The sequence below is a fragment of the Caulobacter sp. CCG-8 genome (genome assembly GCF_037402475.1).
GTDB lineage: Bacteria > Pseudomonadota > Alphaproteobacteria > Caulobacterales > Caulobacteraceae > Caulobacter.
This window is the reverse complement of sequence record NZ_JBBEUD010000007.1, coordinates 43,328-58,536: the sequence shown is the minus strand read 5'-3', so window position 1 is coordinate 58,536 and position 15,209 is coordinate 43,328. Positions and strand designations below refer to the sequence as shown.

The window sequence follows — 15,209 nt, the reverse complement described above, 5'->3', positions numbered from 1 at the left end:
GTAGAGTTGGGAGCGGCGGATGAAGCGGCTGGTCGGCGTGATCCTGGGCGGCTGCGCCCTTCTCCTGGCGGCCGGGGCCCAGGCCGCGCCGACCGCTCCGCTCTCTCCCCTCGACCACGGCCTGCGCCCCAGCGTGCTGGCGGCCGGCCAGGCGCCGCCGGGCTGGTCGCTGGCCGAGCGCATGGGCTTCCACAAGGTGCCCGGCGTGGCCATCGCGGTGATCCGCGACGGCAAGGTGGTGGCCGCCTCGGGCTACGGCCTGCGCGAGGCCGGCACCGCCGACAAGATCGACGCCGACACCCTGTTCTCGGTGGGATCGATCAGCAAGGTGGCCACCGCCACGACCACCCTGCGCCTGGCGGCGGCCGGCCGGCTGGACCTGGACCGCGATGTCGACGACTACCTGAAACGCTGGAAACTGCCCGCCTCGAACACGGTCCCGGACCCGGCGGTCAGCCTGCGCATGCTGATGTCCCACACCTCAGGCCTGGGCGTGCACGGCTTCGCCGACTACCAGCCCGCCGAGCCGCTGCCGAGCCTGGTCCAGGTGCTGGACGGCCGGAAGCCGGCCAAGAACGAGGCCGTGCGGTTCAAGACCGCGCCCGGCCGGGTCAGCGACTATTCGGGCGGCGGCGTCACCGTGGAGCAGGCGGTGATCGAGGACGCCACGGGCCGGCCGCTGGCGACCCTGGCGCGGACGCAAGTGTTCGGCCCCCTGGGCATGACCCGCAGCACGTTCGAAAGCCCCCAGTCGGCCGCGCAGGGCAACATCGCCAAGGCGCATGGCGGCGACGGCGTCGTCCGGGCCGCGCCGCGCGGCTGGGAGAGCTTCGCCGAGGCCGGGGCCTCGGGCCTGTGGACCAGCGCCAACGACCTGGGCCGGCTGGTCGGCGGCCTGATCGAAAGCTACCAGGGCCGGTCGGACTTCCTGCCCCAGCCCCTGGCGACCGCCATGCTGACCGAGGTCTCGCCCGGCCCGTTCGGCCTGGGACCGCGCCTGGGCGGGGCCGGACCCGGCCGCTACTTCTTCCACCTGGGCGCCAACGAAAGCTACCTGGCTTTCCTGGAGGGCTATCCCGAGACCGGCGACGGCTTCGTGATCCTGACCAACGGCGCCAACGGCCTGGCCCTGATCGCCGAGGTGCGCAACGCCTTCTCCGACGCCGTCCGCCAGGACGCCCACCCGCCGCTGCGCACGATCAAGCCCCGCCTGCCGCCCGCGACCGACCTCGCCGGCGACTACCGCCTCGACCCCGCCGTGCCGATGGACGTCCGCCGCGCCCTGGCCGACAGCTTCGAATACGACGCCTTGAAGTTCACCGTGGCCGGCGACGGCGTGGAGATGACCCTGCCCGGCCAGGACAAGCCCGCGCCGCTGCTGACCCTGGGCCCCGCCCAGTTCGCCCAGTCGGGCCTCTACGTCTTCACCTTCGACTTCCGCCGCGACGCCTTCGGTAAGGTGCGGGGCGTGACGGTGGCCATGCCCGAGACCGGCTCGATCGCCTACTACGCCCGCCAGTGAGAGGCACGCGGATTTGTTCTTGAAAAGTTCCATATGATCGGGCCAAGCTCCGCCCCATGACCGAGATCCATCGCTGCACCTGGCGCGGCATGAACGGCGACCCGTTCTACGAGGCCTATCACGACACCGAATGGGGCGTGCCGGAGTACGACTCCCGCGCCCTGTGGGAGAAGCTGGTGCTGGACGGGTTCCAGGCCGGGCTGTCGTGGATCACCATCCTGCGCAAGCGCGAGGCCTTCCGCGCCGCCTTCGCCAATTTCGATCCCGACACGGTGGCCCGCTTCGGCGACGCCGACCGCGCCCGGCTGATGGCCGACGCCGGCATCATCCGCTCGAACGGCAAGATCGACGCGACGATCGCCGGGGCCCGAATCTATTGCGACATGCGCGAGCGCGGCGAGGACTTCTCCGAGCTGCTGTGGGGCATGACGGGCGGCAAGCCGGTCCAGAACCACTGGAAGGGCGGCGACGTGCCCGCCCAGACGCCCCTGGCCGTCGACATGGCCAAGATGCTGAAGGCCAAGGGCTTCAAGTACTGCGGCCCGGTGATCGTCTACGCCTTCATGCAGGCCACGGGCCTGGTCAACGACCACCTCGTCGGCTGCTTCCGCCACGAGGAATGCCGCAAGCTGGCGCGGTAGGGACATCGCTTTTCCCTCCCCTTTATGGGGAGGGGGGACCAGCGAAGCTGGTGGGTGGGGCCTGCTGGCGCATCAAACCCCACCCGACCCTGGTTCCGCCAGGGCCACCCTCCCCACGAGGAGGAGGGAAGGACGCCGAGACTCTCGTCACGGTCCTGTCAGCCTTCCGACGCTCCACTGTTGCGGGAATCAGCCATTCGGGCGCAGTGGGGAGCTTCACCATGCGCCTTGCCCGTTTCACATCCCGACGCCTCGCGGCGCTCACGGCGACGCTGGTCGCCGCCACGGCCGGACCGGTTGTGGCTCAGCCGGCCGACGACCTGCGCGACCGTCTCTACGACTGGTCGGACGGGGTGCTGGTGGTGGCGCACCGGGCCTGCCACGCCCCCGCGCCCTCGCGCGGCATGCCCAAGGCCGTGCCGGAGAACTCGCTGGCGGCCCTGGACCGCTGCGTGGCCCTGGGCGTCGACATGGTCGAGATCGACATCCGCCGCACGGCCGACGGGGCGCTGGTGCTGATGCACGACCCCACCGTCGACCGCACCACGAACGGCCGCGGCCGGGTGTCCGACCTGACCCTGGCCCAGGTCCAGGCGCTGCGCCTGGACACGCCGGGCGGCGGACCGACCGAGGCGCCGCCTACCCTCGAGGCGTTCCTGGCCCGGGCCCAGGGCCGCATCCTGATCAATCTGGACGTCAAGGAGCCGATCGCCGAGCAGGTGGCCCAGGTCGTCCTGGCCAGCGGGGCCGCCGGCCAGGTGCTGGTCAAGGCGCGGCCCGAGGCCGGCGCCGCGCCCATGGCCGACCTGCCGCCCTATCGCAGCCTGGCCTTCATGCCGATGGTCGGGGCGGTGGGCGGGCGCGCCCTGGGCGATCCGGCCGGGATCGCCGCCCTGCAGATGCTGGCCGAGAACCGGGTCCCGGCCATCGAGCTGTGCGACCTGCGGCGCTCGGAGTTCAAGGCCGTGCGGGCCCAGGCGCGGCTGGCGCGGGTGCGGCTGTGGAGCAACGCCCTGGCCCGCAAGGGGCTGAAGGGCGTCTGGGCCCGGGCCTGGGCCGGCGGGGCGGCGGCCGACGGACGCCACACCTGGCGGCGGCTGATCGACGACGGCGTCAGCGTCATCCAGACCAACCGCCCCGCGGTCCTGCTCGACTATCTCGACGCCCGGGGCCTGCGCGGCAACGCCCCACCGGTCGTCAACGCGGCGCTGTAGACGTCGGACCTTTTCGCGACCGCCCGAAACGGATTATGAGCGGGGCGTGACCAAGTCCTCCGCCCTCGCCCGAACCGGCCCCGACATGATGCTGGAAGCCGCCTGCGGTCCCGGCCACGTCTGCGGCGTGGACGAGGCCGGGCGCGGGCCGTGGGCCGGGCCGGTCAGCGCCGCCGCGGTGATCCTGGACCCGGCGCGCATCCCCGCGGGCCTCAACGACTCCAAGAAGCTGACCGCCAAGGCGCGCGCGGCGCTGGAGATCGAGATCAAGTCGGTGGCGGTCGCCTGGTGCGTGGGCCTGGCCAGCGTCGAGGAGATCGAGGAGCTGAACATCCTGCACGCCGCCGGCCTGGCCATGCGGCGCGCGGTCGAGGGCCTGGGGGTGACGCCCAGCTTCGCCCTGGTCGACGGCAACTATCGCTTCCCCCTGCCCTGCGAGGTCAAGACGGTGGTCAAGGGCGACAGCCTGTCGTGCTCGATCGCGGCGGCCTCGATCCTGGCCAAGGAGGCCCGCGACCGGATCATGGTCGAGATGGACGGCGTCTATCCCGGCTACGGCTTCGCCGGCCACAAGGGCTACCACGCCGCGATCCATGTCGAGGGCCTGCGCCGCCTGGGCCCCTCGCCGATCCACCGGATGAGCTGGGCGCCGGTCAAGCTGGCCCTGGCGGGGGATCTGCTGGACGGCGCGGCGTTCGAGGACGAGTTGGAGGGGTAGGGCCCTTCTCCGCCATCCTTTCGCCCGTCATCCTCGGACTTGTTCCGAGGACCCCTGTGTCCGCCCCCCTGTCCATGCAAGCTGGGGCGCAGCAGCGGCGCTCTCCTCGGCCGTCGGCAACATAGCTGAACGAGGGGTCCTCGGAACAAGTCCGAGGATGACGGCGAGAATGTTCTTGAATTCAATCAAGAGCTTGAGTCCGGCCAGACTCAAATCCACAACCAAAGGCTGGGTTAACAGGTGGGTAACCACGTCCCTCAACACACTATTTACTAGCTAGACTCATGATTCCGCTCAGTGTTTTTGACGGGAAGCGGACATGTCCTTCGGGCCTGAAACCATCATCCAGGGCGACTGCATCGAGGCGATGAACGCCCTGCCCGAGAAGTCCGTGGACCTGATCTTCGCCGATCCGCCCTACAATCTGCAGCTGGGCGGCGACCTGCTGCGTCCCGACAATTCCAAGGTCGACGCCGTCGACGACCACTGGGACCAGTTCGAGAGCTTCGCCGCCTACGACAAGTTCACCCGCGAATGGCTGAAGGCCGCCCGCCGGGTGCTGAAGGACGACGGCGCGATCTGGGTGATCGGCAGCTACCACAACATCTTCCGCGTCGGCGTGGCCGTGCAGGACCTGGGCTTCTGGATTCTGAACGACGTGATCTGGCGCAAATCCAACCCGATGCCCAACTTCAAGGGCACCCGCTTCGCCAACGCCCACGAGACCCTGATCTGGGCCTCCAAGAGCCAAGGCGCCAAGCGCTACACCTTCAACTACGACGCCCTGAAGATGGCCAACGACGAAGTGCAGATGCGCTCGGACTGGACCATCCCGCTGTGCACCGGCGAGGAGCGCATCAAGGGCGCCGACGGCAACAAGGCCCACCCGACCCAGAAGCCGGAGGCCCTGCTCTATCGCGTCATCCTGTCGACGACGAAGCCGGGCGACGTGATCCTGGATCCGTTCTTCGGCGTGGGCACCACCGGCGCCGCCGCCAAGCGCCTGGGCCGCAAGTTCGTCGGCATCGAGCGCGAGGCCGAGTACATCGCCCACGCCAAGGAGCGCATCGCCAAGGTCGTTCCGATCGCGCCGCAGGACCTGGACGTCATGGGTTCGAAGCGCGCCGAGCCGCGCGTGCCGTTCGGCACGATCGTCGAGGCCGGCCTGCTGAACCCGGGCGACACCCTGTTCTGCTCGAAGGGGTCGCACGCCGCCAAGGTGCGGGCCGACGGCTCGATCACCGTCGGCGACCTGTCGGGCTCGATCCACAAGGTGGGCGCCCTGGTGCAGTCGGCCCCGGCCTGCAACGGCTGGACCTACTGGCACTTCAAGACCGACAAGGGCCTGGCCCCGATCGACGTCCTGCGCTCGCAGGTGCGCGCGGGGATGAACTAGCCGCCGCTCAGGCCTTGCCGCCCTGGCGCTTCACCGCGCGCAGATAGGCCTCCTGCCAATAGTCGCCGCCGACGTGGTCGACCCTGTCGACCCGCCAGAAGCCGAACTCGTTGACGGCGTAGGCGGGCTCGAAATAGCGCAGGCTCGTCGCGTCCTCGATCGAGTACACAAGGTTGTACATGACCTGGAAGACCTTGTCGGACAGGCGCACGGCCAGCAGGGCGTGGCCTTCGGGCGGGCGGGTCAGCAGGGTCATGCCCATGACCAGGAACAGGTTCTCGCGCGCGTATTTCAGCCGCTTCAGCCCCCAGCGCTTGACCAGGGCGATGTCCTCGCAATCGCCGCCCTCCTTCAGGGTCGTGTACGCCTCGGCCCACACGTCTTCCGGCCCGTCCTTCCTCCTGGCGACGTTCGCGTTGACATAGGTGTTGACCGCCTTGAGCTGATCCATCTGCGACAGGTTCTTCGCCGCCAGCTGGTCAAGAAATTCCCGGTATTTCCGGATCGGCCGCTCATTGCTGGTTTCCATCAACGGCTGGCGCGCATCGACCCTGGCCGTCAAGTTCTTGAGCTTGGCCGCCACGTCGGGCGGCGGCGGAATCTTGATGGTGATCCAACCGCCCACCAGCGTGTTGGCGCGGGACGCTGTGGGCAGCATCGCGGCCAGGAGTCCCGCCCCGGCCAGCCGGTGGAAACGCCGGCGTCGAACGTCTTGGATTTCCGGCATGCCGACCACGCCCAACGCTGTTTGGAGCGTTAGGCTAGGAGGCCGCCGATCCCGCGCCCATCGGGGGTTTACCGCAGCCGCCGTATCCCTTTCGCCGGAGGGCGCCGAGCGTTTAGGCGCCCCCGTTCAGCCAGAACACCCGAAGGGCGTCGGCCTCGCCGAAATACTGGTCGCGATCGCAGGGGCCGATCCCCGGCGCGGCGTGCGGCTGCGGCCCGTTGACCCCGTCCGTGTACTGCCACAGCGTCCAGCCCGACCAGTTGGGCGGTACGGTCGCGGTGGAGCCGTACTGGGCCAGCCAGAACCAGCACAAGGACAGCACCGGATCCTTCTCGTTCCCCAGCAGCTCCTTGACGTAATTGCCCGAATAGAGCCCGGGCCAACGCCCGGCCTGGTCGCTGATCCGCGTGACGAAGGCCCGGGCCTGGTCCAAGTTCATGCTGGAGCCGTTCGGGTTCTGCTCGAAATCCAGGACCAGCAGCATGCCGGCGTTGTCCGGCCCGACCGTCTGCAGGAAGTGATCGGCCTGGGCGACGGGATCGTCGCCAGTCCCGAAGTGATAGGCGCCCCACATCAGGCCCGCGGCCTGAGCGGCGGTCCGCCGGACCGCGTAGTCGGGATCGACGAAGCCCAGCCCCTCGGTGGCCTTGTGCAGCACGCCCGTGATCCCGCCGGCGGCGGCCTGGACAAAGTTCGGGCTGGCGTTGTGGTGCGAGAGGTCGATGACGGTGTTGATGGCCATGGACGGGCTCCTGGGCTCGGCGCCGCGAGCTTGCCACCAAAGCCGGAAGTTGTCCCTCGCCGAAACTCGCCCGATCAGAGCAATCGATCGGCGGCCCGCGCGGCCTTCAGGAACACGCTGGGCAGGGCCGACAGCCCCTCGCGCGGGGTCCAGACGACGTCGCCCTCCACGAGCTCCGCGCCGTTGCTCTCGGCCCGCAGCACCCACAGGGTCAGGGCGAAGTGGGTGAAGACGTGCTCCACCACCCCGACGTCGCGCCAGACGCCGGAGCTTGGAGCGGCCTCGGCGGCTTCCACGTCCGTCCACGGACGATCGCGCCAGTCGCTGGTCGGCAGGCCCAGCATGCCGCCCAGGAGGCCCTTGGGCGGGCGGCGGACCAGGGCGACCGCGTCGCCGCGCGTCAGGACATAGGCCACGCCGTGCCGGCGCGGGCGGTCGGCCTTCCGGGTCTTGCGCGGATAGGTCTCGGGCGCGCCGGTCTTGAGGCCCTCGCACCAGGCCGAGATCGGGCAGCGGTCGCACAGCGGCCCCTTGGGCCGGCAGACCGTGGCCCCCAGGTCCATCAGGGCCTGGGCCCAGTCGCCGGGACGCTCCGTGGTGACCAGCTGGTCCGCCAGCCGTTTCAGCTCCGGCTTGGCGTCGGGGACGGGCTCCTCCACCGCGAACAGCCGGGCCATCACCCGCTCGACATTGCCGTCGACGACGTTGGCCTCGCGGTCGAAGGCGATGGCGGCCACGGCGGCGGCGGTGTAGGCGCCCACGCCCGGCAGGGCGCGCAGTCCCTCCTCCGTGTCGGGGAAGACCCCGCCGTGCTCCGCCGCCACGGCCCGGGCGCAGGCCAGCAGGTTGCGGGCCCGAGCGTAGTAGCCGAGGCCGGCCCAGGCGGCCATCAGCTCGCCGTCCTCCACCGCCGCCAGGTCCGACACGGTGGGCCAGCGCCGGGTGAAGCTCAGGAAATAGGGCGTGGCGTGCGGCACGGTGGTCTGCTGCAGCATCACCTCCGACAGCCAGACCCTGTAGGGGTCGGAGCGCTGCCCGGCCTTGCCCGCCGCCGGTCCGGTGCGCCAGGGCAGGTCGCGCGCCTGGGCGTCGTACCAGGCCAGCAGGGCGGCGCGGAGGGCGGGGATGTCGAGCATGGGACGAGCTATGCAAAACCCGTCTATCGTTGTCATCCCGGAAAGCGCGCAGCGCTTGTCCGGGACCCAGGACAGCCGCGCCGCCTTCGCCCAGTCCCCTGGGTCCCGGACAGCCTCTGCGAGGCTTCCGGGATGACAACTTTTTGCATCATGTTTGCATCGTGGCCCTGGCTATCTCTGCTAACCTGAACCCATGCGCCGTCGCCCCCTGCCCACCGCGGAAGAAGCCCTCGAGATCCTCAAGCGCCGCCGCACGCGTCCGCAGGTGCGTCCGCCGCCCCCGGCCGGCAAGTCGCTGGCCCCGCTGATCAAGAAGCTGGACGAGAAGTTCGGCCAGGGCCCGGGCGTCCTGCAGGCCCGCTGGAAGGAGATCGTCGGCGAGACCCTGGCCCGGCGCACCGAGCCCGTCCGGGTCATCAAGAGCCGCACCGGCGACGGCGGCACCCTGGAGCTGCGGGTCGACGGCCCCGTGGCCTCGCTGATCCAGCACCAGGCCCCGCAGATCACCCAGCGCCTGGACCTCCTGCTGGGCAAGGGCGCGGTGACCAAGCTGCGCATCGTCCAGGGCCCGGTGAAGGTCCAGGCCGCCCCCGTCGCCGCCCGCCCCCGCAGGAAGCCGCCGTTGGACGCCGCCCAGGAGCGCGACCTGGCCGACAGCCTGGCCGACCAGCCCGAGGGCGGCCTGAAGGACGCCCTGCTGAAGCTGGGCCGCGGCGTGCTGCGCGACCCGCGCTGAGCGGCGTCTCTGGATTGACAACCACGCGTCCGATAGGCTGATGCCTCGCCTTATCCGCGCCCTTTTCACGCGACTAAAGAATCGCGCTTAACTTCACTGTTCACGCCTCTTCCAGGGAAGATCACATGCGTCCGTTGACCCGCCGGCTCCTGACCGTCGCCGCCCTCTCCGCCACACTGGGCGCCACGCTCGCCGGCTGCGACAAGAAGGCGGCCGTGACCGCCGACGACATGTCGCTGGGCAACGCCAACGCCAAGGTCACGGTCGTCGAGTACGCCTCGACCGCGTGCCCGCACTGCGCCCGCTGGAACGCCGACGTCTTCCCCGCCTTCAAGGCCAAGTACATCGACACCGGCCGCGTCCACTACGTGGCCCGCGAGTCCCTGACCGGCGATCCGCGCCTGGCCGCCGCCGGCTTCCTGATCGCCCGCTGCGCCGGCAAGGACAAATACTTCCAGGTCGTCGACGCCCTGTACCGCGCCCAGGAGCGCATCTACCAGAGCGGCGACATCCGCGGCGAACTGCAGGGCGTGGCGCAGGCGGCGGGCCTGAACGAGGCCCAGTTCAACGCCTGCGTCAACGACGAGAAGGCCCTCAAGGCGCTGAACGATCGCGTCGAGCGCACCGCCAAGGAAGACAAGATCACCGGCACCCCGACCTTCATCGTCAACGGCAAGAAGGCCGGCGGCGACGACGGCGGCGAGCAGACCCTGGAGCAGCTGAGCACCCTGATCGACCAGGCCGAGGCCGCCGCGAAATGATCCTGAGCCGGCGCGCCCTGATCGGAACGGGCCTCCCGGCCCTGGGCTGGGCGGCTTCGGGCGTGGCGGTCATCGCCATGCCGACGGTCGCGCGCGCCGCGCCCCTGCCGCCCGCCGAGGGCGACATGGCCCTGGGTTCGCCCAAGGCCCCGGTGCAGGTGGTGGAGTACGCCTCGCTGTCGTGCTCGCACTGCGCCCACTGGAACAACGACGTGTTCCCGGCCTTCAAGAAGCAGTTCATCGACACCGGCAAGGTCCGGTACGTGTTCCGCGAATACCTGACCCAGCCCTACGAGTTCGCCGCCGCCGGCTATCTGCTGGCCCGGCGGGTGGGCCCCGCCCGCTATTTCGAGGTCATCGACGCGATCTTCAGGCAGCAGACCGCCATCTTCGAGAGCGAGGACCTGTGGGGCGGGCTGCTGAAGATCGGCAAGAGCTTCGGCCTGACCGAGGCCCAGTTCACCGCCGCCCTGGAGGACAAGAAGGCCCTGGACGCCGTCAACGCCCGCATCACCAAGGCCGGCGAGCGCGACCAGATCGAGGTGACCCCGACCTTCTTCGTCAACGGCGAGCGGATCGAGGGCGGCCAGCCGATCGAGATTTTCGCCGCCGCCATCGCCAAGGCGACGCCCAAGACGGGTCCCAAGCCCGCCGCCGCCCCCAAGTCGGCCGCGAAGCCGGCCAAGGGCTGAGAGTCGGGCGCGCGCCGTGCAATTCCAGCGCCTGCGCCTTTCGGGATTCAAATCCTTCGTCGAACCGACCGAGTTCCGGATCGAGCCCGGCCTGACGGGCATCGTCGGTCCCAACGGCTGCGGCAAGTCCAACCTGCTGGAAGCCCTGCGCTGGGTGATGGGCGCCAACTCGGCCAAGGCCATGCGCGCGGGCGGCATGGACGACGTGATCTTCGCCGGCAGCGGCAACCGCCCGGCCCGCAACCACGCCGACGTCACCCTGACGATCGACAACAGCGACCGCACCGCGCCCGCCCAGTTCAATGACGACCCGACCCTGGAGGTGGTTCGCCGCATCGACCGGGGCGAGGGCTCGACCTACCGCATCAACGGCCGCGAGGTGCGGGCCCGCGACGTCCAGCTGCTGTTCGCCGACGCCTCGACGGGCGCCAACTCGCCGGCCCTGGTCCGCCAGGGCCAGATCAGCGAGCTGATCGGGGCCAAGCCGCAGAACCGCCGCCGCATCCTGGAAGAGGCGGCCGGGGTCTCGGGCCTGCACACCCGCCGCCACGAGGCCGAGCTGCGCCTGCGGGCCGCCGAGGCCAATCTCTCGCGCCTGGAGGACGTGGCGCGCGAACTGGAGACGGCCCTGGGCCGGTTGCGGCGCGAGGCCCGCCAGGCCGAGAAGTACAAGCGCCTGTCCGCCGAGATCCGCGCCGTGCAGGGGGCCGTACTCTACGCCCGCTGGACCGAGGCGCGCGACACGCTGGAGCGCACCCAGTCCGAGACCACCCAGGCCGCCCGCGCCGTCGAGGAGACCGCCCGCGCCGCCGCCACGGCCCAGACCGCGATCCTGGCGGCCGAGACCGCCATGCCGCCGCTGCGCGAGGAGGCCTCGATCGCCCAGGCGATCCTGGGTCAGCTGGCCATCCAGAAGGACCGCGCCGAGCGCGAGGCCGAGGCCGCCCAGGCTGAGTTCGAGCGGCTGTCGGCCGACCTGACCCGCATCGACGACGACCGGGCCCGCGAGTCCCAGGGCCTGCAGGACGCCGTCCAGGCCCTGGCCCGCGCCGACGCCGAGCTGGTCGAACTGCGCGCCCAGATCGCCGCCGCGCCCGCCCGGGGTCCCGAGTTGGCCGCCGCCGCCAAGGCCGCCGAGGACAATCGGGCGAAAGCCGACGCCGAGGTCGAACAGCTGGCCGCCCGCGCCGCCGCCGAGGACGCCCGGGCCCGCGCCGCCGCCCAGCGCCTGCAGGAGGCGGAGGGCCGCCTGGCCCGCACCGTCCGCGCCCTGGACCAGGCCAAGGCCGAACGCGCCGCCGTCGGCCCCGTGGTTGACCCCGCCGCAGCCGAGGCCCGCCAGCGCTTCGCCAACGCCGAGGCAGGCCTGGCGTCAGCCCGGCAGGCTCTTGAAGACGCCGAGGCCGTCCGTGTGAAGGCCGCCCAGGCCGAGGCCCAGTCGCGCGACCTGGCCCGCAAGGTCGAGGACCAGCTGGGCCGCCTGCGCACCGAGGCCCGGGGCCTGGCCCAGCTGACCGCCCCGCGCGCCAAAAGCGGCTTCTCGCCGGCCCTGGACGCGGTGACGCCCGAGAAGGGCTACGGCGCGGCCCTGGCCGCCGCCCTGGGCGACGACCTGGAAGCCGCCCTGGACCCCCGCGCCGCCTCGTTCTGGGCCGGCGCCGACGCCAAGACCGTCGCCTGGCCCGACGGCGCGACGCCGCTGGCCCCGCTGATCAAGGCCCCGCCGGAACTGGCCGCCCGCCTGTCGCACGTGGCCGTGGTCGAGCGGGCGGACGGCGACCGCCTGGCCAAGGGCCTGCCCGTGGGCGCGCGCCTCGTCTCCAAGGAAGGCGACCTGTGGCGCTGGGACGGCTTCGTGGCCCGCGCCGACGCCCCCAAGCCGGCCGCCGTGCGGCTGGAGCAGCGCACGCGCCTGGCCGAGGTCGAGGCCGAGATCGACCAGGTCGCCCCGCGCGCCGAGGCCGCGACCGCCGCCCTGAAGACCGCCGCCGACGCCCTGCGCGTCGCCGAGGAGACGCTGCGCGACAAGCGCCGGGGTCCGCCCGAAGCCGAGCGCCTGCTGACCGGCGCCCGCGAGCAGGTCGCCCGCTACGAGCGCGAGGCCGCCCAGCGCGAGGCCCGCGCCCAGTCGCTGGACGACACCATCGCCCGCTTCGAGGCCGAGCGCGTCGAGGCGCAGACGGCCCTCGACGCGGTCCGCGCCGAGAGCGCCGGGACCGAGAGCGCCGAGGACCTGGCCCCGCGCCTGACCGCCGCCCGCCAGGCCGCCACGGCCGCCCGCGAGGCCGCCGCCGCCGCCCGTTCGGCCCTGGACCAGGAGACCCGCGAAACCGCCGGCCGCCAGCGCCGCCTGGAGAGCCTGGAGCGCGACCACGCCGACTGGACCAAGCGCCGCGAGGCCTCGGCCAAGCGCGAGACCAGCCTGGACGCCGACCGGATCAAGGCCGCCGCCGCCCTGGAGGCCGCCCGCGAGGCGCCGACCGTCCTGGCCGAGAAGCTGGTCGTGATCGTCGAGCAGTTCGCCGCCGCCGAGGACCGCCGGGCCAAGGCCTCGGACGCCCTGGAGGCCGCCGAGACCGCCCGCCTCAACGCCGACCGCGCCGCCCGCGCCGCCGAGCAGGCCGCCTCGGAGGCCCGCGAGAAGCGCGCCGGCCTGGTGGCCACCCTGGACGCCGCCCGCGACCGTTTCGCAGAGGTGGCCACGGCCATCCGCGAGCAGGCCCGCATGGAGCCCGAGGAGCTGGGCCGCCACGTGGCCGGCGAGGCCGTGGCCGTTCCGAAGGACGCCGCGGGCGTCGAAGCCCACCTCTTCGCGCTCGAACGCGAGCGCGACGCCATCGGCCCGGTGAACCTGCGCGCCGAGGAAGAGGCCAACGAATACGCCGCGCGCCTGGAGACCATGCGCACCGAGCGGGCCGACCTGTCGGGCGCGGTGGGTAAGCTGCGGGCCGGCATCGAGGAGCTGAACGCCGAGGGCCGCGAGCGCCTGCTGGCCGCCTTCGAGGTGATCAACGCCCACTTCCAGACCCTCTTCCAGGCCCTATTCGGCGGCGGCCAGGCCGAGCTGCGGCTGATCGAGAGCGACGACCCGCTGGAGGCCGGCCTGGAGATCTTCGCCTGCCCGCCCGGCAAGCGCATGGCCAGCATGAGCCTGATGAGCGGCGGCGAGCAGGCCCTGACCGCCAGCGCCCTGATCTTCGGCGTCTTCCTGGCCAATCCGGCCCCGATCTGCGTGCTGGACGAAGTCGACGCGCCGCTGGATGACGCCAACGTCGACCGCTACTGCAACATGCTGGACGAGATGCGCCGGCGTACCCGCACGCGGTTCATCGCCATCACACACAATCCGGTGACCATGAGCCGGATGGACCGCCTGTTCGGCGTGACCATGGCCGAGCGCGGCGTGAGCCAGCTGGTCAGCGTGGACCTGTCGACCGCCGAGCAGCTGGTCGCGGCGCAGTAGGCTTCAAAAAGAAAAAGGCGCGCCCCTCGCGGAGCGCGCCTTTCGTCTTTTCGCCGTATCCGAAACCGCTATTGCAGCTTCGAACCGACCTGGCTGATCGCCGCGTCGACGAGACCGTCCGAAGCGCCGGCCGCGAGGCGGGCGACCAGGATCTGCTCGGCGGCCTGGGCGGCGAGGTCGACAGCGGCCGACTTGACGTCGGCGGCGGCCTGGGCCTCGGCCTGGGCGATCTTGCGCTCGGCCATTTCGGCGCGGCGGGCGATCTGCTCTTCCAGCTTGGCCTTGGCTTCCGACGCGATCAGCGCGGCGTCGGCCTTGGCGGCTTCCAGCATGCCGGCGGCCTGGCGTTCGGCTTCGTCCCGTTGAGCCTTCACCTCGGCGAGCAGGGCCTGGGCCTCTTCCCGCAGCTGGTGAGCCTCGTCGAGTTCGGCCTGGATCTTCTCGGCGTGGGCGTCCAGCGCCTTGAACAGGGCGCCGGGCAGGACCTTGAGCACGACCAGCAGGCCGATGAACAGGGCCAGGCCGATCAGGACCCACAGCTCGGGGTTGGCGAGATCGAAGAGGGCTTCGTGTTCCATCGTCGTCTCCTTAGGCCAGCGAGGCCTTGAGCTCGGCGGCCGAAGCCGCCTTGCCCGTCAGCTTCTCGACAATGGCGCCGGCCGTTTCCGAGGCCACCGTGCGGACGTGGCCCATGGCCTCGTCGCGGGCGGCCTGGATGCGGCCTTCGGCGGCGGCCAGCTTCTCGGCCAGCACGGCCTCTTCCTTCGCCTGACGCTCGGCGGCCTCGGCCGAAGCCTTGGCCTTGGCGTCCGCCGCGGTCTTCTGGGCCTTGGCGCGAGCCTCGGCCACCTCGGCGGCGGCCGCGCGGGCCTGCACCTCGGCTTCGTCCTTCAGACGACGGGCGTCGGCGATGTCGCCGGCGATCTTGGCCCCGCGGGTCTCGATCGCGCCGCTGACCCGAGGCAGGAGCGCCTTGGACAGCACCGCGTAGAGAACGGCGAAGATGAGCACGAGCCAGACGATCTGGCCGCCCCAGTGCTGGAACTGCAGCTGGGGAAGCCCGCCGCTTTCCTGCCCGTGGGGGGCCTCGGTCGACTCGACCGTGCCGTGATGTTCCGTCGCCATGGGCGAAGAAGCCTCTTAGTTTGGAGCCCGCCCCAACGCGGGGAAGGCTCGAAGAACGGTTCTGGGGCGCGTCGGTCCGCCGGACCGGCCGCGCCCCAGGGTTATCACTTCGAGAACAGGATCAGGAAGGCGATGACCAGGGCGAAGATGCCCAGGGCTTCGGTCAGAGCCATGCCCAGGAACAGCATCGGGCGCTCTTGAGCGGCCGCGGTCGGGTTGCGCAGGGCGCCTTGGAAGTAGTTGCCGAACATGATGCCGAGGCCGATGCCCGCGCCGATCATGCCGAGCATGGCCAGGCCGGCGCCGATGAACTTAGCGGCGGAAGCGTCCATTGTT

15 protein-coding genes are annotated in these 15,209 nt (G+C 71.3%); 9 read left to right on the top strand and 6 right to left on the bottom strand.

What is annotated here, in order from left to right:
* Positions 1-19 precede the first annotated feature (19 nt).
* The 5 genes from WAE60_RS08560 (at position 20) to ccrM (ending at position 5,491) form a co-directional block, all read left to right on the top strand.
* A complete protein-coding gene (locus tag WAE60_RS08560; RefSeq protein ID WP_337685750.1) occupies positions 20-1,522 on the top strand; it encodes a serine hydrolase domain-containing protein in 1,503 nt (500 codons plus the stop codon).
* 56 nt (positions 1,523-1,578) lie between these two features.
* Positions 1,579-2,163 carry a DNA-3-methyladenine glycosylase I gene (locus WAE60_RS08555; protein ID WP_337685749.1) on the top strand — a complete coding sequence of 195 codons (585 nt, stop codon included), beginning with the start codon at positions 1,579-1,581 and terminating at the stop codon, positions 2,161-2,163.
* A gap of 221 nt (positions 2,164-2,384) precedes the next feature.
* Positions 2,385-3,377 carry a glycerophosphodiester phosphodiesterase family protein gene (locus WAE60_RS08550; protein WP_337685748.1) on the top strand — a complete coding sequence of 331 codons (993 nt, stop codon included), beginning with the start codon at positions 2,385-2,387 and terminating at the stop codon, positions 3,375-3,377.
* 85 nt (positions 3,378-3,462) lie between these two features.
* Positions 3,463-4,095: a ribonuclease HII gene (locus WAE60_RS08545; RefSeq protein ID WP_337685895.1), complete on the top strand. Its 633-nt coding sequence runs from the start codon at positions 3,463-3,465 to the stop codon at positions 4,093-4,095.
* 319 nt (positions 4,096-4,414) lie between these two features.
* Positions 4,415-5,491: an adenine-specific DNA-methyltransferase CcrM gene (ccrM, locus tag WAE60_RS08540; RefSeq protein WP_029908574.1), complete on the top strand. Its 1,077-nt coding sequence runs from the start codon at positions 4,415-4,417 to the stop codon at positions 5,489-5,491.
* Positions 5,492-5,498: 7 nt separating this feature from the next.
* Here the strand turns inward: ccrM and WAE60_RS08535 are convergent, their stop codons facing one another.
* The 3 genes from WAE60_RS08535 to mutY all read right to left on the bottom strand — a co-directional run bounded on the left by WAE60_RS08535 (position 5,499) and on the right by mutY (position 8,096).
* On the bottom strand, positions 5,499-6,218 hold the full coding sequence (locus WAE60_RS08535) for a transglutaminase-like cysteine peptidase (protein ID WP_156035595.1): 720 nt from the start codon (positions 6,216-6,218) through the stop codon (positions 5,499-5,501).
* A gap of 112 nt (positions 6,219-6,330) precedes the next feature.
* A complete protein-coding gene (locus WAE60_RS08530; RefSeq protein ID WP_337685747.1) occupies positions 6,331-6,960 on the bottom strand; it encodes a glycoside hydrolase family 25 protein in 630 nt (209 codons plus the stop codon).
* A 74-nt stretch (positions 6,961-7,034) separates the two neighbouring features.
* Positions 7,035-8,096 carry an A/G-specific adenine glycosylase gene (mutY, locus tag WAE60_RS08525; RefSeq protein WP_337685746.1) on the bottom strand — a complete coding sequence of 354 codons (1,062 nt, stop codon included), beginning with the start codon at positions 8,094-8,096 and terminating at the stop codon, positions 7,035-7,037.
* Positions 8,097-8,289: 193 nt separating this feature from the next.
* Here mutY and WAE60_RS08520 point away from each other — a divergent pair, with 193 nt between their 5' ends.
* From WAE60_RS08520 to smc, 4 genes are all read left to right on the top strand, one after another.
* Positions 8,290-8,832: a DciA family protein gene (locus WAE60_RS08520; RefSeq protein ID WP_029908583.1), complete on the top strand. Its 543-nt coding sequence runs from the start codon at positions 8,290-8,292 to the stop codon at positions 8,830-8,832.
* Positions 8,833-8,957: 125 nt separating this feature from the next.
* Complete coding sequence (locus WAE60_RS08515) at positions 8,958-9,593, top strand: thioredoxin domain-containing protein (RefSeq protein WP_029908585.1); 636 nt, start codon at positions 8,958-8,960, stop codon at positions 9,591-9,593.
* Positions 9,590-10,285: a DsbA family protein gene (locus WAE60_RS08510; RefSeq protein WP_337685745.1), complete on the top strand. Its 696-nt coding sequence runs from the start codon at positions 9,590-9,592 to the stop codon at positions 10,283-10,285. The genes WAE60_RS08515 and WAE60_RS08510 overlap by 4 nt, the downstream gene beginning before the upstream one ends.
* A 16-nt stretch (positions 10,286-10,301) precedes the next feature.
* Positions 10,302-13,748 carry a chromosome segregation protein SMC gene (smc, locus tag WAE60_RS08505; RefSeq protein ID WP_337685744.1) on the top strand — a complete coding sequence of 1,149 codons (3,447 nt, stop codon included), beginning with the start codon at positions 10,302-10,304 and terminating at the stop codon, positions 13,746-13,748.
* A 68-nt stretch (positions 13,749-13,816) separates the two neighbouring features.
* Here smc and WAE60_RS08500 read toward each other — a convergent pair whose 3' ends face one another.
* The 3 genes from WAE60_RS08500 to WAE60_RS08490 form a co-directional block, all read right to left on the bottom strand.
* On the bottom strand, positions 13,817-14,326 hold the full coding sequence (locus tag WAE60_RS08500; RefSeq protein ID WP_029908591.1) for a F0F1 ATP synthase subunit B: 510 nt from the start codon (positions 14,324-14,326) through the stop codon (positions 13,817-13,819).
* Between the two features lie 10 nt (positions 14,327-14,336).
* Positions 14,337-14,873: an ATP synthase F0 subunit B' gene (locus WAE60_RS08495; RefSeq protein ID WP_029908593.1), complete on the bottom strand. Its 537-nt coding sequence runs from the start codon at positions 14,871-14,873 to the stop codon at positions 14,337-14,339.
* 104 nt (positions 14,874-14,977) lie between these two features.
* Positions 14,978-15,205: a F0F1 ATP synthase subunit C gene (locus WAE60_RS08490; RefSeq protein ID WP_018061086.1), complete on the bottom strand. Its 228-nt coding sequence runs from the start codon at positions 15,203-15,205 to the stop codon at positions 14,978-14,980.
* Positions 15,206-15,209 lie beyond the last annotated feature (4 nt).